Origin of the sequence: Pseudomonas ogarae, assembly GCF_014268695.2 — a bacterium.
Taxonomy (GTDB): domain Bacteria; phylum Pseudomonadota; class Gammaproteobacteria; order Pseudomonadales; family Pseudomonadaceae; genus Aquipseudomonas; species Aquipseudomonas kilonensis.
Genome location: NZ_CP077086.1, coordinates 1,016,818 through 1,035,705, shown reverse-complemented (window position 1 = coordinate 1,035,705; position 18,888 = coordinate 1,016,818). Strand labels below are relative to the sequence as shown.

Annotated in this window: 18 protein-coding genes; 9 read left to right on the top strand and 9 right to left on the bottom strand. The window is 63.0% G+C overall.

The features are described 5' to 3' along the window. Positions 1-32: 32 nt before the first annotated feature. Both HU749_RS04415 and HU749_RS04410 read left to right on the top strand, forming a co-directional pair. Positions 33-998 (top strand): 2-oxoglutarate and iron-dependent oxygenase domain-containing protein, encoded by a 966-nt coding sequence (locus HU749_RS04415; RefSeq protein ID WP_046064419.1) that lies wholly within the window; start codon positions 33-35, stop codon positions 996-998. An 83-nt stretch (positions 999-1,081) separates the two neighbouring features. After that, positions 1,082-2,035 (top strand): adenosine deaminase, encoded by a 954-nt coding sequence (locus tag HU749_RS04410; RefSeq protein WP_003197486.1) that lies wholly within the window; start codon positions 1,082-1,084, stop codon positions 2,033-2,035. A 119-nt stretch (positions 2,036-2,154) separates the two neighbouring features. Here the strand turns inward: HU749_RS04410 and HU749_RS04405 are convergent, their stop codons facing one another. The 3 genes from HU749_RS04405 to vimR all read right to left on the bottom strand — a co-directional run bounded on the left by HU749_RS04405 (position 2,155) and on the right by vimR (position 5,455). Next, positions 2,155-3,537, bottom strand: coding sequence for an MFS transporter (locus HU749_RS04405; protein ID WP_095963126.1), 1,383 nt, complete (start codon positions 3,535-3,537; stop codon positions 2,155-2,157). A 112-nt stretch (positions 3,538-3,649) separates the two neighbouring features. Further along, a complete protein-coding gene (locus tag HU749_RS04400) occupies positions 3,650-4,384 on the bottom strand; it encodes an ArsR/SmtB family transcription factor (protein ID WP_186652497.1) in 735 nt (244 codons plus the stop codon). A 141-nt stretch (positions 4,385-4,525) separates the two neighbouring features. Beyond that, the gene (gene vimR, locus HU749_RS04395; RefSeq protein ID WP_186652496.1) at positions 4,526-5,455 is read right to left on the bottom strand and encodes a transcription regulator VimR; all 930 of its coding nucleotides are present in this window, start codon (positions 5,453-5,455) and stop codon (positions 4,526-4,528) included. Positions 5,456-5,568: 113 nt separating this feature from the next. Between vimR and HU749_RS04390 the strand changes: the two genes are divergently transcribed. Beyond that, positions 5,569-6,582: a zinc-binding alcohol dehydrogenase family protein gene (locus HU749_RS04390; RefSeq protein WP_079301710.1), complete on the top strand. Its 1,014-nt coding sequence runs from the start codon at positions 5,569-5,571 to the stop codon at positions 6,580-6,582. A 218-nt stretch (positions 6,583-6,800) separates the two neighbouring features. Continuing rightward, on the top strand, positions 6,801-6,971 hold the full coding sequence (locus HU749_RS04385; RefSeq protein WP_014336412.1) for a hypothetical protein: 171 nt from the start codon (positions 6,801-6,803) through the stop codon (positions 6,969-6,971). Position 6,972: 1 nt separating this feature from the next. Here HU749_RS04385 and HU749_RS04380 read toward each other — a convergent pair whose 3' ends face one another. Both HU749_RS04380 and HU749_RS04375 read right to left on the bottom strand, forming a co-directional pair. Further along, positions 6,973-8,175, bottom strand: coding sequence for a multidrug effflux MFS transporter (locus HU749_RS04380; RefSeq protein WP_095974919.1), 1,203 nt, complete (start codon positions 8,173-8,175; stop codon positions 6,973-6,975). Positions 8,176-8,270: 95 nt separating this feature from the next. Then, entirely contained in the window at positions 8,271-8,468 is a 198-nt protein-coding gene (locus tag HU749_RS04375) for a heavy-metal-associated domain-containing protein (RefSeq protein WP_186652495.1), read from the bottom strand. A gap of 148 nt (positions 8,469-8,616) precedes the next feature. Here HU749_RS04375 and HU749_RS04370 point away from each other — a divergent pair, with 148 nt between their 5' ends. The 3 genes from HU749_RS04370 (at position 8,617) to cueR (ending at position 11,983) form a co-directional block, all read left to right on the top strand. Continuing rightward, positions 8,617-9,000 carry a hypothetical protein gene (locus HU749_RS04370; protein ID WP_018603226.1) on the top strand — a complete coding sequence of 128 codons (384 nt, stop codon included), beginning with the start codon at positions 8,617-8,619 and terminating at the stop codon, positions 8,998-9,000. A gap of 191 nt (positions 9,001-9,191) precedes the next feature. Then, positions 9,192-11,585: a heavy metal translocating P-type ATPase gene (locus HU749_RS04365; RefSeq protein ID WP_186652494.1), complete on the top strand. Its 2,394-nt coding sequence runs from the start codon at positions 9,192-9,194 to the stop codon at positions 11,583-11,585. Beyond that, a complete protein-coding gene (cueR, locus tag HU749_RS04360; protein WP_014336407.1) occupies positions 11,582-11,983 on the top strand; it encodes a Cu(I)-responsive transcriptional regulator in 402 nt (133 codons plus the stop codon). The genes HU749_RS04365 and cueR overlap by 4 nt, the downstream gene beginning before the upstream one ends. A gap of 604 nt (positions 11,984-12,587) precedes the next feature. Here the strand turns inward: cueR and HU749_RS04355 are convergent. From HU749_RS04355 to HU749_RS04345, 3 genes are all read right to left on the bottom strand, one after another. Further along, positions 12,588-12,752 carry a hypothetical protein gene (locus tag HU749_RS04355; RefSeq protein ID WP_217870594.1) on the bottom strand — a complete coding sequence of 55 codons (165 nt, stop codon included), beginning with the start codon at positions 12,750-12,752 and terminating at the stop codon, positions 12,588-12,590. Positions 12,753-12,979: 227 nt separating this feature from the next. Continuing rightward, positions 12,980-13,873 carry a PA4780 family RIO1-like protein kinase gene (locus HU749_RS04350; RefSeq protein ID WP_095974543.1) on the bottom strand — a complete coding sequence of 298 codons (894 nt, stop codon included), beginning with the start codon at positions 13,871-13,873 and terminating at the stop codon, positions 12,980-12,982. A 239-nt stretch (positions 13,874-14,112) separates the two neighbouring features. After that, a complete protein-coding gene (locus tag HU749_RS04345; protein ID WP_046064410.1) occupies positions 14,113-14,904 on the bottom strand; it encodes an AraC family transcriptional regulator in 792 nt (263 codons plus the stop codon). Positions 14,905-14,983: 79 nt separating this feature from the next. On the opposite strand from HU749_RS04345, the gene HU749_RS04340 reads away from it, so the two are divergent. Then, positions 14,984-16,012, top strand: coding sequence for a bile acid:sodium symporter family protein (locus tag HU749_RS04340; RefSeq protein WP_186651175.1), 1,029 nt, complete (start codon positions 14,984-14,986; stop codon positions 16,010-16,012). Here HU749_RS04340 and HU749_RS04335 read toward each other — a convergent pair. Then, positions 15,999-17,276 (bottom strand): acetyl-CoA C-acetyltransferase, encoded by a 1,278-nt coding sequence (locus HU749_RS04335; RefSeq protein WP_014336403.1) that lies wholly within the window; start codon positions 17,274-17,276, stop codon positions 15,999-16,001. The genes HU749_RS04340 and HU749_RS04335 overlap by 14 nt on opposite strands. 258 nt (positions 17,277-17,534) lie before the next feature. Between HU749_RS04335 and HU749_RS04330 the strand changes: the two genes are divergently transcribed. Further along, on the top strand, positions 17,535-18,887 hold the full coding sequence (locus HU749_RS04330; protein WP_186651173.1) for a 3-oxoacyl-ACP reductase: 1,353 nt from the start codon (positions 17,535-17,537) through the stop codon (positions 18,885-18,887). Position 18,888 lies beyond the last annotated feature (1 nt).

Below are 18,888 nucleotides of genomic sequence, written 5' to 3'. Positions count from 1 at the left end.
ATGGGGTGCCTATTTCAAGTCAGGAAAGCAGTATGAACAGCCTTCCCATCATCGACATCAGCCCGCTCTACGGCGATGAAGCCGGCGCCTGGCAAACCGTCGCCGAACAGATCGATCGCGCCTGCCGCCAATGGGGCTTTTTCTACATCAAGGGCCATCCCATCACTCCGGCGCGCATCGCCGAGGTACTGGGCAGTGCCCAACGCTTCTTTGGCCTGCCCGTCGAAGAAAAACTCAAGATCGACATCACCCAGACCCGCCACCACCGTGGCTATGGCGCCGTCGCCACCGAACAACTGGACCCGACCAAGCCCAGCGACCTGAAGGAAACCTTCGACATGGGCCTGCACCTGCCGGCCGATCACCCGGAAGTGCTGGCGGAAAAACCCCTGCGTGGCCCGAACCGCCACCCCGACCTGATTGGCTGGGAAGCCTTGATGGAGCAGCATTACCGCGACATGCAGGCGCTTGCGCAAACCCTGCTGCGAGCCATGACCCTGGCCCTGGGTATCGAGCGGGACTTTTTCGACACGCGCTTCAACGAACCGGTCAGCGTGCTGCGCCTGATCCACTACCCGCCCCGCGACACCGCCAGTAGCGCCGAGCAGCAAGGTGCCGGCGCCCATACCGATTATGGTTGCATCACCCTGCTCTATCAGGACGCCGCCGGCGGCCTGCAAGTGCGCAACGTCAACGGCCAGTGGATCGACGCGCCGCCCATCGACGGCACCTTCGTGGTCAACCTCGGTGACATGATGGCGCGCTGGAGCAACGACCGTTACCTGTCCACGCCGCATCGGGTGATCAGCCCACTGGGGGTGGACCGGTACTCGATGCCGTTCTTTGCCGAGCCGCACCCCGACACGCTGATCCAATGCCTGCCCGGTTGCCAGGATGACGCCCACCCGCCGAAGTACCCAACGACTACCTGCGCCGAATTCCTGTTGTCGCGCTTCGCCGACACCTATGCTTACCGGCGAGAGCCGCTCGCCGTGTAGTGGATCAGCCGGTCAGGTTTTACCCGACAGGGCGGCCAGCGCCTGTAGAATGCCCGCCATCGATTCGCTGATGAGAAAAGACCATGTACGACTGGCTGAACGCCCTGCCCAAGGCTGAACTGCACCTGCACCTGGAAGGCTCGCTGGAGCCCGAGTTGCTGTTCGCCCTGGCCGAACGCAACAAGATCGCCCTGCCGTGGAGCGACGTCGATACCCTGCGCAAGGCCTATGCCTTCAACAACCTGCAGGAATTCCTCGACCTGTATTACCAGGGCGCCGATGTGCTGCGCACCTCCCAGGATTTCTACGACCTGACCTGGGCCTACCTGTTGCGTTGCAAGGCGCAGAACGTGATCCACACCGAACCGTTCTTCGACCCGCAGACCCACACCGACCGTGGTATCCCGTTCGAAGTGGTGCTCAACGGCATCGCCGCCGCCCTCAAGGACGGTGAGCAGCAACTGGGCATCACCAGCGGCCTGATCCTGAGTTTCCTGCGCCACCTGAGCGAAGAACAAGCCGAGAAGACCCTCGACCAGGCGCTGCCATTCCGCGAGGCCTTCGTGGCCGTGGGCCTGGACAGCTCGGAAATGGGCCATCCACCGAGCAAGTTCCAGCGCGTATTCGACCGCGCACGCAACGAAGGCTTCCTGACCGTCGCCCACGCTGGTGAAGAAGGCCCGCCCGAGTACATCTGGGAAGCCCTGGACCTGCTGAAGATCCAGCGCATCGACCATGGTGTGCGGGCCATCGAAGACGAGCGGCTGATGCAGCGGATCATCGACGAGCAGATTCCATTGACCGTGTGCCCGCTCTCCAACACCAAGCTGTGTGTATTCGACGACATGTCGCAGCACAACATCCTCGACATGCTCGAGCGCGGCGTGAAAGTGACGGTGAACTCCGATGACCCGGCGTACTTCGGCGGCTACGTCACCGAGAACTTCCACGCGTTGTATACCCACCTGGGCATGACCCAGGACCAGGCTAAGCGCCTGGCCCAGAACAGCCTGGATGCGCGCCTGGTAAAACCTTAAGCGTCACCGAAAATCCCTGTGGGAGCGAGCCTGCTCGCGAAGGCGGAGTGTCAGTCAACATAGATGTTGAATGTCGGACCGCTATCGCGAGCAGGCTCGCTCCCACAAGGGGGATGGTGTTAATCGGCGACTATCGCCTCGCTCAACTCCTCCAACGTCTTGCCCCGCGTCTCCATCCCGAACAACCAGACCACCCCTGCCGCCACGGCGAAGCACAGCGCGCCAAGGGCGAACACGCCACCCTGGCCGGTGATGGGAAAGACCAGCCCGGTCACCAGCGGGCCGAGCAGCGAACCGACGCGTCCCACCGCCGAAGCAAACCCCGAGCCGGTGGCCCGGGCCGAGGTGGGGTACAGCTCCGGCGTGTAGGTGTAGAGCACCGCCCACATGCCGAACAGGAAAAACTGCATCAGCAAGCCGGTACCGATCAACAGGCCGACGTTGCCGCCAAACACCGCGCTCTGCCCATACAGAAACGCCATCGCCCCACCGCCCAGCAACGTGATGACGCACACCGGTTTGCGCCCCCAGCGCTCCACCAGCCAGGCCGCCATCAAGAAGCCGGGAATCCCGCCCAGGGAAATCAGCACGGTGTAATACACCGACTGGGTCACCGCGAACCCCGACTGCTGCAACAACGCACTGAGCCAGGACGTCAGGCCGTAGAAACCGAGCAAGGCAAAGAACCAGACGCTCCAGATCATCATCGTGCGCTGGCGGTACAGCGGTGACCAGATCTGCGCCAGGGCCGAAAAGAAATTACCCGGCGTACTCTCAACCCTTGGCAAACGGATCGGCTCCGGCAGGTTCTGATGCCCCAGCGAGGCCCGGACCTTGTCTTCGATTCGCTTGAGCACCGCGTCCGCTTCATCACCCCGGCCGGCCTGTTCCAGCCAGCGCGGCGACTCGGGAATGAAGAAACGAATCGCCAGGACAAACACCGCCGGCACCGCCAGCACCAGAAAGATGTCGCGCCAGCCGATCACCGGCAGCAGAAAATACGACAGCACCCCCGCCGCCACGAAACCCAGCGGCCAGAAGCCGTCCATCAAGGCGATGTAGCGGCCCCGACGCTTGGCCGGGATCAGCTCCGAAAGCATCGACTGGGCAATCGGAAACTCCATGCCCATGCCGATGCCCAGCAGGATGCGAAACAGCGTCAAGGTCTCGATGTCCTGGGCCGTGGAGCACAAGTAACTGGCAATCCCCCACAGCACGATGCTCCACTGGAACACCGGTTTGCGCCCGAAACGATCGGCCAGCATGCCCGACAGCGACGCCCCTACCACCATGCCGAAGAAGCTGGAGCTGGCGAGCAAACCGGCCTGGGCCGTGCTCAGGCCGAACTCGGCTTTGATCGATCCCAACAGGAACGTCATCATCGCCAGGTCCATGGAGTCGAAGAAAAACGCCAGGGCGATGATGATGAAGATGACCCGGTGGTAACCGCTGATGGGTAACCGTTCCAGGCGTTCCGCCGCGCTGTAGCCGTGAGTGTCCATGCTGCCTCCCCCAATCCGATAATTCCCCGGACCGAGTGTGCGCGAACCTCGCAGGTGGCTATTGCTGAATACGACCTGCCGACAGCCCTGAGCGACGCATCGGGAGCGTTCCCTAGATTGCCATCTCCACCGTGTCCTGCCGGGCGAACCGGTGGATTTCCTGCTGGCCGAGCGTCGTCACCTGCAGGGCTCGCGAATCGTTGGGCAAGCTCAGCCAACCCGACTGCATGAACAGTTGCAGCAAGGCCGCCCCCAGCGCGCCCCCCAGGTGTGGACGCCGCTCGCTCCAGTCCGGGCAGGCACAGGCAATGCGGGCGTTGCGATGGACCAGGGCCTGGATGAACAGACCACGTTCGGCCAACTGATTGGCGCCTTTGTGGGTGACGATCACCCGCTGCTCGAACTGCTCGATCCACCCGGCATCCAGCAGGCGCTGATACAGGTCCGCCGCCAGGGTGCCCCCCAGGTGATCGTCGCAAAGCCTGGCCCGCATCAACGACGCGGGAGCCGACGGCGCTCTGGTCGGCATGACCCGGCGCTTGAAGACGTCTGGAATCTGCCGCGGCGTACTGACCAGCGTCGCGCTGGCCAGCGCTTCGACGGCAGCACCGATTTCAGGCGCTGCCAGGCGGAAAAACCGCTTGCGGCCCCGGGCTTCGACTTTCAACAGGCCTCCGGCGGACAGGCGTCCCAGATGCGCGTTGGCCGAGGACGGCGACAGCCCGGCGAGCAACGCCAACTCCTCGGCCTGGCGGGCCGTACCGTCCATCAAGGCCCACATCATTGCGCTGCGCTTGGGGTCAGCCAGCAGCGTGGCGATCTGGCTGATGCAAGGTGCATGTTCCATGTATTCACTCCCTGTTGAATCATTCGTCTACTGCTCTGGCGCAGGCGGCCGCTAGTATAAGCGGGGCGGTCGAGCTTTCCTGTCCTCCGGAAACCTTTGGAGGCGATTGTTCCTGAGGGAAAATTCTCTATTTGCCCGCGACTAATGGCCGGCCCCCGTAGAGAGTGGAAAACGAGCCGTCAACTCACCGCAGCGGGCCTTGAGCATGTCCCGCAAAAGGTTGATGGGCTTGCTCAATTGCGCCCGGTGGGCACACAGCAGATTGAGGGGCGCGCGTTCGCATTGCAGGTGCGGCAAGAGGATTTTCAAGCGTCCGGCCAGCACGTCGGTGGACACATCCAGCCACGATTTATAGGCAATCCCGGCACCCGCCACCGCCCAGCGCCGCACCACATCGGCGTCGTCACTGAAACGGTCGCCACTGACGGTGAGGCTCACTTCCCGTTTGCCGTCATGAAAACCCCATCGGTCATGGACCCGACTGCCAAGCATGTACAACAGGCAGTTGTGCTGGGCCAATTGTTCCAGCTGATGGGGTTCACCCTGGCGAGCCAGATAGTCCGGCGACGCGCACAACACCCGGCGGTTATCCGCGGCAATGGGCAAGGCGACCAGGCTTGAATCTTCCGGCTCGCCATAACGCAAGGCGATGTCCACCGGCTGCTTGAACAGATCGGCCATGCGATCGCCCAGCAACAGCCGCACCGTCAGCCCGGGGTGCTCGCGCTGGAACGCGTCCAGCCAGGGCAGCAGCAGGTTGCGTCCCAGGTCCGACGGTGCGGACAACTGCAACACCCCACTGACCTGATCCTGGCCGCTGGTCAACAACCGCCGGCCTTCGTCAAGGCTGCTCAATGCAGCCCGGGCATATTCGAGAAAACCCTCACCTTCGGCCGTCAGGCGCAGGCTACGGGTGGAACGGGCCAACAGCCGCGCGCCGAGGTGCTGCTCGATCCGTTTCAACGCGGCACTGGCCACCGCCGCCGACAGGTCCATGACCCTGGCCGCAGCCGAAAGACTGCCCAGGTCCGCCGCACGGACAAACAACTGCAAGTCATCGAAGCGAAGCATGACGACTCCATTATCAAAAAATTATTGAAAGAGCCTGTTCTTTTAGCCGGTTTTATCTCGACGATAAATAGCTAAACATGGCCTTCATCGAACTCATCTCACGGAGCCGCTTCATGAAAGCCATCGCCTACTACCACTCATTGCCCATCACCGACCCGCAATCGCTCCAGGACATAGAGCTGCCGGAACCGGTCGCCGGTCCCAGGGACCTGCTGGTGGAGGTCAAGGCTATTTCGGTCAACCCGGTAGACACCAAGGTCCGCCAGAACGTCCAGCCCGAAGACGGCGCAGCCAAGGTGCTGGGCTGGGACGTGGCCGGCGTGGTCAAGGCAGTGGGCAGCGAGGTCACGCTGTTCAAGGCCGGGGACCAGGTGTTCTACGCCGGTTCCATCGCCCGGGCCGGCGGCAACAGCGAGTTGCACGTAGTGGATGAGCGCATCGTCGGCCACATGCCCAAAACCCTTGGTTTCGCCGAAGCGGCGGCGCTGCCGCTGACGGCCATTACCGCCTGGGAGTTGTTGTTCGAGCGCCTGCAAATCCAGGAAGGCCAAAGCGACCTGGGCCAGAGCCTGTTGATCGTCGGCGCTGCGGGCGGCGTCGGTTCGATCCTGACGCAACTGGCCAGCCAACTCACCGGGCTGCAGGTGATTGGCACCGCGTCCCGTGTGCAGACCCAGGATTGGGTGCGCGGCCTGGGGGCTGACCTGGTGATCGACCACAGCCAGCCATTGAGCGAGGTGTTGAAAGAAGCGGGCCAGCCCCAGGTGACTCACGTCGCCAGCCTGACCCAGACCGACCAGCATCTGGACCAGTTGGTCGAAGCCCTCGCGCCCCAGGGCAAACTGGCGCTGATCGACGATCCCAAGGCGCTGGACGTGACCAAGCTCAAGCGCAAGAGCCTGTCGTTGCATTGGGAATTCATGTACACCCGCTCCCTGTTCGAGACGGCCGACATGCTTGAACAACACAAACTGCTCAACCGCGTGGCCGCCCTGATCGACGCCGGCACGCTGAAGACCACGGTTGGCGAGCATTTCGGCACCATCAACGCCGAGAACCTGCGCCGGGCGCATGCCTTGCTGGAAAGCGGCAAGTCCAAGGGCAAGATTGTGCTCGAGGGCTTCTGACCCGCGATGAGGGCCTGGCGCTTGTGGGAGCAAAGCTTGCTCGCGATGGAGGCGACGCGGTTCTCTATAAAACCGCGTCGCCATTTATCGCGAGCAAGCTTTGCTCCCACAAAAAACCATGCCGTCAGTCCGAGAATTGATCCTTGTCACAATTGCGATCGCATTCGGGTCTACACTCGAGGCCTTTGCAACGCAATCTTTTCGTGAGGAGGTCAGCAATGAAGATCCTGATAAAAGAAGTGGCAAAATCCCAATGGCAAGTGCGCCTTGACCAGCACGTCGTCACCTTCCGTACCGAGGCCGAAGCCCAGGCCTTCGCCAACACTCTGCAAGCGCGGATCCTCGCGCCCCATCATTTCCCCGAACAACAGCAGCGCGCGGCCGGCTGAGTCAGCCTTCGCGACTGGCCTGGGCCAGCGCCCGGGCATTTTGCAGGCGACGGGTCAGCATCGCTGCGCCCACCACCAACAGCCCGCAAAGGCTGATGACCAGCGCCATTGGCACGGCGGTGCCGTCATGCAGCGCCGCCACCAACGCAGCTGCCCCGGCGGCCACGGAAAACTGCAGGCATCCCAGCATCGCCGAAGCACTGCCGGCTCGGGCGCCCTGCCCATTCATGGCGCAAGCCGAGGCGTTGGGAAGGATGCACCCCAGGCTGGCGATGCAGATAAACAGCGGAGCCAGCAGCGGCCACAACTGCGCAGGTTGCAATGAACTGACGGCCAGCAGGCTCAGCCCTGCGCCCAGGTAGACCCATACCGCGCGGGTCAGCAGGAACGCCGGGCCGCGCTTGGACAGCAGCCGGGCGTTGACCTGGGCAACCAGGATGAAGCCCGCCGCGTTGGTGCCGAACAGCCATCCGAAGTGTTCGGCCGGTACCCCGTAAAGCTTGATGAAGACGAAAGGCGAGCCGGCGATGTAGGCAAACATCCCAGCGATAGCGATGCCCCCCGTCAGCGCATGGCCGAGGTAGACGGCGTCGGTCAATAACCGGCCATATTGGCGCAACGCCCCCGACAACGGTTGCCGAGGCACATGGTCCGGCAAGCTTTCCGGCAGCCACAAGGCCACCGCCGTCGACGCCAATGCGCTGAACACGGTCAGGGCAATGAAGATCGATTGCCAGCCATGCAGGTTCACCAGCAGCCCACCCAGCATCGGCGCGAGAATCGGCGCCAGGCCCATCACCAGCATCAGTTGCGAGAACACCTTGGCCGAGCCCACCGCGTCGCATTTGTCGCTGACCACCGCCCGCGAGATCACCATCCCGGCGCATCCACCCAGGGCCTGGACGAAGCGGGCGCCGATCAGCCATTCGAGGTTCGGCGCGTAGGCGCAGGCCAGGGACGCCAACGTGAACAAACCGACCCCGGTCAGCAATGGAATGCGCCGTCCGAAGCGATCCGCCACCGGCCCATAAGCCAGTTGCCCGATGGACAAGCCGAGGAAATAAGCCGCCAGGGTCAACTGGATGTGTTTTTCATCGGTACCGAAGGCCGTGGCCATCGCAGGGAAGGCGGGCAGGTAGAAGTCGATCGCCAAGGGACCGAAAGCGCTCAAGGCGCCAAGAATCAGAATGGTACGGAGGTTCATCGGGCGTCCAGCTCAGGCGTCGTTCGACAGCCCGACAGTCTAGCCGTGCCGGGCGCTCTTGAACATTCCGATAGGTCGCTAACGATTAAAAAATTTCAGGCGACACTGGCCTCATAGCCCTCCTCCTTGATGGCCGCGAGCACGGCATCGGCCGGCAACGAACTCTGGACCTGGACAGTCTTGGCACCCAGGTCGATTTGCACGTCGGCCGCCGGGTCCTTGGCCTGGACAGCCTGGGTGATGGCCTTGACGCAGTGACCACAAGACATGCCTTGGACAATGAAAGTGTGCATGAGATGACTCCTTGGGATTGAGGTTGCCAGCAGTCTCAAGCTTGCCATCATGGCAAGGTCAAGTTCTGACAAAAACTGCCGGGCTGGCAATCGGCATCGCGCTCAGCCAAGCTGCACGCATCAAGGATTTAACACCGGAGGTTCAGCCATGCGCTGGTCAGCGTTCAGCCTGTTTTGCATGCTCGGTTTTTCAGCGGTGGCGCCCCAGGCCTCGGCCGCTGGCGAAGACTATGGCGTGGTGATCATTTCCCGCGAGCGCCTGGAAGTGTCGACCAATTGCGAAATCGGCATCTACATCCAGGATCAGCTCTCGGCCAGGCTGTTCCAGGAGCAAAGCACCTCGTTCAACCTGCCACCGGGCCAGTTTTCCTTGCGCCTGAAATTGCTCCCGGGACAGGCGCCGGGGTGCAACCCGGGCATGCTCGCGCCAGGGTCGCAGAACATCACCCTCAGGGCCGGAGACATCTTGAAGTTCCGCATCGCCATGAATGAACAAGGCATGTACCTCAAGCAGGCTGGGCTCGGTTACTGATACACCACTTGCCCCGGTGGGCAAGCTTTGTGGGAGCAAAGCTTGCTCGCGATCCAGGCGCCGCAGTCATTCAGAAAGCTGCGGTGCTTTCATCGCGGGCAAGCCTTGCTCCCACAAATTGGGATTGGCGCTTGACCTTGCCCGCATGGCAAGGTTGATCCTGTAGTCATTCACTACAGGGAGCCTGACCGATGTCCGAATCCACCATGTTCGATCTACCGATTGCCGGCATGACCTGCGCCAGCTGCGCCGGGCGGGTCGAGCGGGCCTTGAGCAAAGTCACCGGGGCCAGCGCCGTCAGCGTGAACCTGGCGACTGAACTGGCGCGTGTGCAGGCCCCCGAAGGCAGCCTGCCGGCCTTGATGCAGGCCGTCGAACAGGCCGGCTATAGCGTTCCCGTGCAAACCCTGGAGCTGAACATCGACGGGATGACCTGTGCCTCCTGTGTCGGCCGGGTCGAACGCGCCCTGGGCAAGGTCGATGGCGTGAACAGGGTCAGCGTCAACCTTGCCAATGAGCGGGCCCACCTCGAACTGCTCGGCCAGGTGGAGCCGCAAACCCTGATCGATGCGGTCAAGCGCGCCGGCTATGACGCCACTGTCTGGCAGGCCGAACAGCCCGCTGACACGCAGGCCAATCGCCTGAACCGTGAACGCCTGGTATTGGTGCTGGCGATTCTACTGTCCATACCGCTGGTGTTACCCATGCTGCTGCAGCCGTTCGGCGTGCATTGGATGCTCCCGGCCTGGGTGCAGTTCGCCCTGGCCACGCCGGTGCAATTCATCTTCGGTGCACGTTTCTACGTCGCCGCCTTCAAGGCCGTGCGTGCCGGTGCCGGGAACATGGACTTGCTGGTGGCCCTGGGCACCAGCGCCGGCTACGGCCTGAGCCTTTATGAATGGGTGATCGCCCGCCCTGGTGGCATGCCGCACCTGTATTTCGAAGCCTCGGCCGTGGTGATCGCCCTGGTACTGCTCGGTAAATACCTGGAAAGTCGCGCCAAGCGGCAAACCGCCAGCGCCATCCGCGCCCTCGAAGCCTTGCGCCCGGAGCGGGCGATCCAGGTGGTCGATGGTCAGGAGCGGGACGTTGCCATCAGCGCCCTGCGCTTGAATGACCTGGTGCTGGTCAAGCCCGGCGAACGCTTCCCGGTGGACGGCGAAGTGCTGGAAGGTCAGAGCCACGCCGACGAAGCGCTGATCAGCGGCGAAAGCCTGCCGGTGCCCAAACAGCCCGGCGACAAAGTCACTGGCGGTGCCATCAACGGCGAAGGCCGGCTGCTGGTACGCACGCTGGCCCTGGGTACCGAAACCGTCCTGGCGCGCATCATCCGCCTGGTAGAAGATGCCCAGGCCGCCAAGGCCCCGATTCAGAAACTGGTGGATAAAGTCAGCCAGGTCTTCGTACCGGTGGTGCTGGTGCTGGCCCTGGCGACGCTGATTGGTTGGTGGCTGTACGGTGCGCCGCTGGAAGCCGCGCTGATCAACGCCGTCGCCGTGCTGGTGATTGCCTGCCCCTGCGCCCTAGGCCTGGCAACGCCCACGGCGATCATGGCTGGCACCGGCGTGGCCGCGCGCCACGGGATTCTGATCAAGGACGCCGAGGCCCTGGAGCGCGCCCATGAAGTCGACACCGTAGTGTTCGACAAGACCGGCACCCTGACCTCCGGCACGCCGCGCATCGCCCACATGACCGCCCTCGACGGTGATGACGATGGGCTGCTGACAATGGCCGGCGCCCTGCAACGCGGCAGTGAGCACCCTCTCGCCAAAGCCGTGTTGGACAGCTGCGCCGAGCGCGGCCTGGACGTGGCGGATGTCAGCGACAGCCAGTCCCTGGCTGGACGCGGTATCGCCGGCAGCCTCGACGGGCGCCGCCTGGCCCTGGGCAATCGACGCCTGCTGGACGAACTGGGCCTGGAGCCCGGTTCGCTGGCCGAGTCGGCACAGGCTTGGGAAAACGAAGGCCGCACGCTGTCCTGGCTGATCGAACAAGGCGCGACGCCTCGGGTGCTCGGCCTGTTCGCCTTCGGTGACACCCTCAAACCCGGCGCCCTCGCCGCGGTACAAGCCCTGAATGAGCAACACATCGCCAGCCACTTGCTCACCGGCGACAACCAAGGCAGCGCCCGGGTGGTGGCCCAGGCGCTGGGGATCTCCAATGTCCATGCCGAGGTATTGCCAGCGGATAAATCCGCCATCGTCCAACAGTTGAAGCGCCATTCAGTGGTGGCGATGGTGGGCGACGGCATCAACGACGCCCCCGCCCTGGCCGCCGCCGACATCGGCATTGCCATGGGCGGCGGCACCGACGTGGCGATGCATGCCGCGGGCATCACCCTCATGCGCGGCGATCCGCGACTGGTGCCGGCGGCGCTGGACATCAGCCGCAAGACCTACGCCAAGATCCGCCAGAACCTGTTCTGGGCGTTCGTCTATAACTTGATCGGCATCCCCCTGGCGGCGTTCGGTTTTCTCAACCCGGTGCTGGCCGGCGCGGCCATGGCGCTGTCGAGCGTCAGCGTGGTGAGCAATGCGTTACTGTTGAAATTCTGGACACCCAAGCAGTTGGAGGACAAGCGATGAACATCGGCCAAGCGGCCCGCCAGAGTGGTCTGAGCGCGAAGATGATCCGCTATTACGAATCCATCGGCCTGCTCAAGGCCGCCCATCGTACCGACAGCGGCTACCGGATCTACGGTGCCGATGACCTGCACACCCTGGCCTTTATCAAGCGCTCCCGCGACTTGGGTTTTTCCCTGGAAGAGGTCGGCAAACTGCTGACCCTCTGGCAAGACCGCCAACGCGCCAGCGCCGACGTCAAGGCCCTGGCCCGGCAGCACATCGAGGAACTGAACCAGAAAATCCGCGAACTGGCCGAACTGCGCGACACCCTGCAAGACCTGGTAGAGCACTGCCATGGCGACCACCGCCCGGATTGCCCGATCCTCAAGGAACTGGCGTCGGGGTGTTGCAAGAGCTGATGCCAACCACCGTCCCCCTGTGGGAGCGAGCCTGCTAGCGATGACGGTGGCACATTCAACGTCGATGCAAGCTGACCCACCGCTATCGCGAGCAAGCTCGCACACAGGGGGCTGCGGTGGGTATGAGATTTTGGAGTGCCCACAAAAAAACCGGCCAGGGCCTAATGCTGTTCACTTAAGGCTGTGGATCTTCAGTTTCGACCCATTGGGGTAAGGGTGTATATCCATTTCTGCGGTAACGGCGGCTTAGGGTTCCGCCCTTACGGCGGGTCACTTTTGGAAGAGCGCCAAAAGTAACCAAAAGCGCTTTGCCCCACCACTCGGCACCTCGCCTAGGCTCGGTGTGCCCGAACGAAGGCATTGCTCCGTGGGCCCGCCGCGAAGGGCCATCCATGGCCCAGCGCGGCTATCCCGGCATCCATGCCGGGATGCCCACTGCGCAATGCCTGCGTTCGGCCAGCGTGGTTAACGGGGCGTCCAGATCAAGATCCAAAGCAAAGCAAAAGCGGGGGGCATGTCCAGCATCTATGTGGCTGAGCCACCGCATTCGCGAGCAAGCTCGCTCCCACAGGAGAAACGCGATCACCCAGAACCAGGTCGGCTATCAGGCCGCCTCGCGGTGGACGTTGATCTCGGGCGCCCCGTTAACCACGATGGCTGAACGAAGGTGTTGCGCAGTGGGCACCTCGGCATGGATGCCGAGGTAGCCGCGCTGGGCCATGGATGGCCCTTCGCGGCGGCCCACGGAGCAACGCCTTCGTTCAGGCATGCCGAGCCTAGGCGAGGCACCGAGTGGTGGGGCAGAAGCGTTTTGGTTACTTTTGCGCTTCTCAAAAGTGACCCGCCGTAAGGGCGGAACCCTAAGCCGCCGTTACCGCAGAAATGGATATACACACTCCCCCCCAAAAAAACGGCGCCTTCCCATTTCTGAAAGAAGCGCCGTTTTTTCTAAGTTGAGCAGCATTACGGCCATTGGCCGGGTTTCTGTTCAACCGATCATTGCATCCATGGCGGAGGCGGTTCTTCGGCCTTGCCGGGCGGGGCATCGTCGGCGGCGCGGACAGCCTGGCGGCGTTCTTCGTCCAGGCGAGCAGCCTCGATTTCACGCATGATCCCGCCGACATCCGCCATTTCTTCCGGCTCGTCGAACTCGCCGGTCAGCATGCTGGCCGGGTGCAGGGTGCCGGCTTCGTACAGCGCCCACATTTCCTTCGCGTACTTGGTGCGCTTGAGCTCCGGGGCAAACCGACCGAAGTAGGACGCCATGTTGCCCACGTCCCGCTCCAGCATACTGAAGGCATGGTTGTTACCCGCGGCATCCACGGCCTGTGGCAGGTCGATGATCACCGGCCCGGTTGGCGTGAGCAGGACGTTGAACTCCGACAGGTCGCCGTGCACCAGACCGGTACACAACATCAGCACGATCTGGGAAATCAGATAGGCGTGATATTCACGGGCCTGGTCCGGCTCCAGCACCACATCGTTCAGACGCGGTGCTGCATCGCCGTACTCGTCGGCCACCAGTTCCATCAGCAGCACGCCTTCAAGGAAGTCGTACGGCTTGGGCACGCGCACACCCGCGCTAGCCAAGCGGAACAGCGCCGCCACTTCAGCATTCTGCCAGGCGTCCTCGGTTTCCTTGCGCCCGAACTTCGAGCCCTTGGCCATGGCCCGGGCCTGACGGCTGTTGCGGACCTTGCGGCCTTCCTGATATTCGGCCGCCTGACGAAAACTTCGCTTATTCGCCTCCTTGTAGACCTTCGCGCAACGTAGCTCGTTACCGCAGCGCACCACATAAACAGCTGCTTCTTTGCCACTCATGAGTGGGCGCAGCACCTCGTCGACCAGACCGTCCTCGATCAGGGGTTCAATGCGTTTTGGAGTCTTCATCAGCTTTTATTGTGGGTCCTTTATTACCAAACACGCGAATGACAGTCGTTATACGGCAATCCTTCCTCCACGGGGAGGGGTTGCCGACCTATGAACCTGTGATGCACACAATGTGCCGGATCAATCGACCGAGCCGAATCATAGCCGAGACCGAACCTGGCATTGCTAACTGAATGCCCAGGCATTTGCGACAAGAGCTGACAGCCATGTCTATCGTCGGCTGTAGGAAGTGCGACGACTCAATGCTTGAACAGTTCCCCCGGCGTAAACCCGAACATCCCCTTGAACGCCGCAATGAACGCGGACGTTGAATCATACCCACAGGACAACGCGGCACTGGTGACGCTGTCGCCCTGCTCCAGCGAACCCAGGGACGACAACAAGCGCATGCGCTGGCGCCAGGCGCGAAAGCTCAGGCCGGTCTCGCGCTGGAACAGGCGCATCAAGGTTTTTTCCGACGTGCCCAGGCGCTCAGCCCAGGCGTGCAAGGTGACGCTCTGCTCAGGCTGTTCGATCAACTCGTTACACAGCCCCAACAGACGGGCATGTCGCGGCAGCGGCAGGGAGAATCCCACCTCCGGCAAAGTCGCCAACTGGTCCAGCAACACCTGCACCAACCGTTGTTCCTGGGTGTCGCCTTGCGGGTAATCGACCGGAAGCTGACAGAACACCTTGATCAACTCACGGGCCAGTGGCGTGACTTCCAGCACCCGACAGCGCTCATCGGCCCAGGGGCAGGCGTGACGATGCACATACAGGCTGCGCATTTCCGCTCGGGTGGAGGTCACCACATGGTGTTCCAGGTCGGCCGGGATCCAGATGCCCCGTTGTGGCGGGGCAAAGAAGCTGCCCGCTGCGGTGTGTACGCCGAGAACGCCACTGATGGCGTAGGAAAATTGCACCCAGTCATGACGATGGGCTTGCGTCCAGGAGCCGGCGCTCAAGCTTTCGACACGGGCGTACAGCGGCCTTGGCAATTGCGCCAGGTCGGGGATGCGGCGTTCGAGCTGTTGGTGTCCGTTAGGCGGCATTGATTGGCCTTATGTCGCAAGACGACTAGTAGGGACGACGTTAGGCTATGTCGACTTTTCTTACAACTTGCGGTGCCCTATGCATATCCTCAGACACCTCAAACGCATGGTGACCGACTGGTTCCTGTGCGGCATGTTGCTCGCCACGCTGCTGGCGTACTTCTTTCCAACCTTTGGCGCCACGGGCGGTGCCATGCATGCCGAATGGGTGGTCAACATCGGCATCTTCGTGGTGTTCTTCCTGCACGGGGTCAACCTGTCCGGCGAACAGATCCGCCACGGTTTGAAGAACATCCGCCTGCACGTGATGGTGCAGGGTTTCACCTTTGGCGTGTTTCCGTTGCTCTGGCTGATCAGCCACTGGCTAGTCGGCAGCCATGTGCCGACGCTGCTGATGCTGGGCTTCTTCTACCTGTGCGCCCTGCCCTCGACCATTTCGTCCTCGGTGGCGCTGACCGGCAGTGCCGGCGGTAACGTGCCGGCGGCGATTCTCAACGCGAGCCTGTCCAGCGTACTGGGGATTTTCCTGACACCGCTGCTGGTCAGTTTCGTGGTCGGCAGCGGCGCCGGTGGCATCGACCTGGGGTCCACCTTGCTCGACCTGTGCATGATGTTGCTGCTGCCACTGGTGCTGGGGCAGTTCCTGCGGCGTTGGTTGGCTGGCTTTTTCGGCAGGTACAAGCGCTACACCAGCATCATCGACAAACTGGTGATCCTGCTGCTGGTCTATGCGGCGTTCTGCAACTCGATGGTGTCCGGCATCTGGCAACAGCAAGGCCACGGCGTGCTATTGAGTGCAGTGCTTGGCAGTGCCGTGCTGCTGGCGATCATCTTGTGGGCGACCACCCGCACCGCCCGCGCCCTGAAATTCAGCAGCGCCGATGAAGTTGCCGCGGTGTTCTGTGCCAGCAAGAAATCCCTCGCCGCCGGCGTGCCCATGGCGGCGTTGATTTTCGGCAACCATCCCGGCCTGGGACTGATCCTGCTGCCGATCATGATCTATCACCCGCTGCAGTTGATCGTCTGCTCGATCCTCGCCGAGCGCTACGCCAGCCATCACCGGGAACTGGCGTCCCGCCAGGACGGCGCCGTCCTCAGCGCTCGATAATCGCCGTCACGCCCTGGCCAGCGGCGGCGCAGATGGAAATCAACCCGCGACCTCGCCCGGCCGCATCGAGCAACTTGGCGAGGTTGGCGACAATGCGCCCGCCCGTAGCGGCAAACGGGTGCCCGGCGGCCAGGGAACTGCCCTTGACGTTCAACCGGCTGCGGTCGATGGCCCCCAGCGGCGCGTCGAGGCCCAGGCGGGTCTTGCAGTAGTCCGGGTCTTCCCAGGCCTTCAGTGTGCACAACACCTGGGCGGCGAACGCTTCGTGGATCTCGTAGTAATCAAAGTCCTGCAAGGTCAAGCCGTTGCGCGCCAGCAATCGCGGCACGGCGTACACCGGGGCCATCAACAGCCCTTCGGCGCCATTGACGAAATCCACCGCCGCCGTTTCGCCATCGCGCAGGTACGCCAGGATTGGCAGGCCTCGGGCCTTGGCCCACTCTTCGCTGCCCAGCAGCACCAACGAAGCGCCATCGGTCAGTGGCGTGGAATTGCCCGCGGTCATCGTGCCCTTGGCGCTTTTCTCGAAGGCCGGCTTGAGGGAGGCGAGTTTTTCCGGGGTCAGGTCCGGGCGCAGGTTGTTGTCCCGGGTCAGGCCAAGAAACGGTGTCATCAAGTCGTTCTGCCAACCTTCGGCATAGGACGCGGCCATTTTCTGATGGCTTTCCAGGGCCAACTGGTCTTGCGCCTCCCGGGGGATCTGCCAGGTCTGGGCCATCAATTCGCAATGCTCACCCATGTTCAGGCCGGTGCGCGGTTCGTTGATGCGCGGCAGGTCGGGGACGAGGTGCTGGGGACGCAGTTGCAGGAAGGTCTTGATCTTGTCGGCGGTGGTCTTGGCGCGATTGGCTTGCAGCAGGATCCTGCGCAGCCCTTCATTGACCGCGATCGGCGCGTCCGACGTGGTGTCCACGCCGCCGGCAATGCCGCTGTCGATCTGGCCCAGGGCAATCTTGTTGGCCACCAGCAGCACTGTCTCCAACCCGGTGCCACAGGCCTGTTGTACGTCATAGGCCGGCGTCATCGGTGACAGCCGCGAACCGAGCACGCATTCGCGGGTCATGTTCATATCCCGGGAGTGCTTGAGCACCGCACCGGCAGCCACCTCGCCAATGTGCAGGCCATGCAGGTTGTAGCGTTCGATCAGCCCCTCGAGGGCAGCCGTCAACATCGCCTGGTTGCTGGCAGTGGCATAGGGCCCGTTGGAGCGGGCGAACGGAATGCGGTTACCACCGATGATCGCGACGCGGCGTAGTTGTGTCATGAAGAACTCCCCTGTGTAGGTCTAGTGCCCTATGAAGACTCAACCGAACCCTGTGGGAGCAAAGCTTGCTCGCGATGAACGATGACGCGACCTACCTGAAAAACGCGGTGTCTGCATCGCGAGCAAGCTTTGCTCCCACAGGGATTCGGTGCCCTGGAAAAAGCGCTCCCGCTCAAGCTTAGGCTTTATCTCGCCGATCGAACGACTGATTGCCAATCATGGTCCACACTTGGAACCTCATCAGCCGGAGTGTGTTCCATGTCTGACCGTTATATCGACTTCGCCAATTCGCCCATTGGCCGGCGCATGGTCGGGTCCCTCGGCCTGCCATCGCCGGTGCGCCTGGAACGCTGGCAGGCCGGGCGCCTGCGGCCGATCGAAGGCGCACTGCTGCTGGGCGGCGGGCCGTTGACCGAACAGATCGGCACGTTTGCCAAGCGCCTGACCGACACCATCTTCATCTACGGCGGCGAGCCGACCCTGGCCACCGAGTGGATCCCCGGCCATGGCCCGAAAATCAAGGCGGTGGTGTACGACGCCAGCCATTTGGCGCAGGCCGACCAGCTCAAGCAGCCGCGGGAATTTTTCCAGCCGCTGATGAAAAACCTCGACCACAGCGCCCATGTCGTCATTCTCGGTCGCGCGCCGGAAAGTCTTGCCGACCCGTTCGCCGCCAGTGCCCAGCGAGCGTTGGAAGGTTTCAGCCGCTCCCTGGCCAAAGAGTTGCGCCACGGCGGGACGCTGCAACTGTTGTACGTCGGCGACGGCGCCGAAGCCCAGCTGGAAGGTGCGCTGCGGTTTTTCCTGTCGCCCAAGAGTGCCTTCATCTCCGGGCAGGTCATTCGCCTCAACGCCTGTGACACTCAGGTCCAGGACTGGACCCGACCGCTCACGGGGCTCAAGGCGCTGGTCACTGGCGCAGCCCGCGGGATCGGCGCCTCCATCGCCGAAACCCTGGCCCGCGATGGCGCCGACGTGATCCTGCTGGACGTCCCGCAAGCCAAGACCGACCTCGACGCCCTGGCGGCACGCCTGAGCGGACGCAGCGTCACCCTGGATATCTGCGCCGAAGACGCCGCCACCCAGTTGATCGAACACCTTCCCGACGGCGTCGACATCGTGGTGCACAACGCCGGCATCACCCGGGACAAGACCCTCGCCAACATGACCCCGGAGTTCTGGGACGCGGTACTGGCCGTCAACCTCAACGCCCCGCAAGTGCTGACCAAGGCCCTGCTCGACAGCGGCACCCTGCGCGACAATGGCCGGGTGATTCTGCTGGCGTCCATCAGCGGCATTGCCGGCAACCGTGGGCAGACCAACTATGCGGCGAGCAAGGCCGGGCTGATCGGCCTGGCCCAGGCCTGGGCGCCGCTGCTGCAGCCACGGGGCATCAGCATCAACGCCGTGGCGCCGGGCTTCATTGAAACCCGCATGACCGCCGACATCCCCTTCGCCTTGCGCGAAGCCGGGCGGCGCATGAGCTCCCTGGGCCAGGGCGGCCTGCCCCAGGATGTCGCCGAAGCCGTGGCCTGGCTCGCACAACCGGGCACGGGTGCCGTGACCGGGCAGGCGTTGCGGGTATGCGGGCAAAGCCTTCTGGGAGCGTGAC

What these genes read in the sequence shown, in the direction of transcription:
- HU749_RS04415 (WP_046064419.1), top strand. Translation starts at nt 33, where the DNA reads ATGAACAGCCTTCCCATCATCGACATCAGCCCGCTCTACGGCGATGAA.
- HU749_RS04410 (WP_003197486.1), top strand. Translation starts at nt 1,082, where the DNA reads ATGTACGACTGGCTGAACGCCCTGCCCAAGGCTGAACTGCACCTGCAC.
- HU749_RS04405 (WP_095963126.1), bottom strand. Translation starts at nt 3,537, where the DNA reads ATGGACACTCACGGCTACAGCGCGGCGGAACGCCTGGAACGGTTACCC.
- HU749_RS04400 (WP_186652497.1), bottom strand. Translation starts at nt 4,384, where the DNA reads ATGGAACATGCACCTTGCATCAGCCAGATCGCCACGCTGCTGGCTGAC.
- vimR (WP_186652496.1), bottom strand. Translation starts at nt 5,455, where the DNA reads ATGCTTCGCTTCGATGACTTGCAGTTGTTTGTCCGTGCGGCGGACCTG.
- HU749_RS04390 (WP_079301710.1), top strand. Translation starts at nt 5,569, where the DNA reads ATGAAAGCCATCGCCTACTACCACTCATTGCCCATCACCGACCCGCAA.
- HU749_RS04385 (WP_014336412.1), top strand. Translation starts at nt 6,801, where the DNA reads ATGAAGATCCTGATAAAAGAAGTGGCAAAATCCCAATGGCAAGTGCGC.
- HU749_RS04380 (WP_095974919.1), bottom strand. Translation starts at nt 8,175, where the DNA reads ATGAACCTCCGTACCATTCTGATTCTTGGCGCCTTGAGCGCTTTCGGT.
- HU749_RS04375 (WP_186652495.1), bottom strand. Translation starts at nt 8,468, where the DNA reads ATGCACACTTTCATTGTCCAAGGCATGTCTTGTGGTCACTGCGTCAAG.
- HU749_RS04370 (WP_018603226.1), top strand. Translation starts at nt 8,617, where the DNA reads ATGCGCTGGTCAGCGTTCAGCCTGTTTTGCATGCTCGGTTTTTCAGCG.
- HU749_RS04365 (WP_186652494.1), top strand. Translation starts at nt 9,192, where the DNA reads ATGTCCGAATCCACCATGTTCGATCTACCGATTGCCGGCATGACCTGC.
- cueR (WP_014336407.1), top strand. Translation starts at nt 11,582, where the DNA reads ATGAACATCGGCCAAGCGGCCCGCCAGAGTGGTCTGAGCGCGAAGATG.
- HU749_RS04355 (WP_217870594.1), bottom strand. Translation starts at nt 12,752, where the DNA reads ATGCCTGAACGAAGGCGTTGCTCCGTGGGCCGCCGCGAAGGGCCATCC.
- HU749_RS04350 (WP_095974543.1), bottom strand. Translation starts at nt 13,873, where the DNA reads ATGAAGACTCCAAAACGCATTGAACCCCTGATCGAGGACGGTCTGGTC.
- HU749_RS04345 (WP_046064410.1), bottom strand. Translation starts at nt 14,904, where the DNA reads ATGCCGCCTAACGGACACCAACAGCTCGAACGCCGCATCCCCGACCTG.
- HU749_RS04340 (WP_186651175.1), top strand. Translation starts at nt 14,984, where the DNA reads ATGCATATCCTCAGACACCTCAAACGCATGGTGACCGACTGGTTCCTG.
- HU749_RS04335 (WP_014336403.1), bottom strand. Translation starts at nt 17,276, where the DNA reads ATGACACAACTACGCCGCGTCGCGATCATCGGTGGTAACCGCATTCCG.
- HU749_RS04330 (WP_186651173.1), top strand. Translation starts at nt 17,535, where the DNA reads ATGTCTGACCGTTATATCGACTTCGCCAATTCGCCCATTGGCCGGCGC.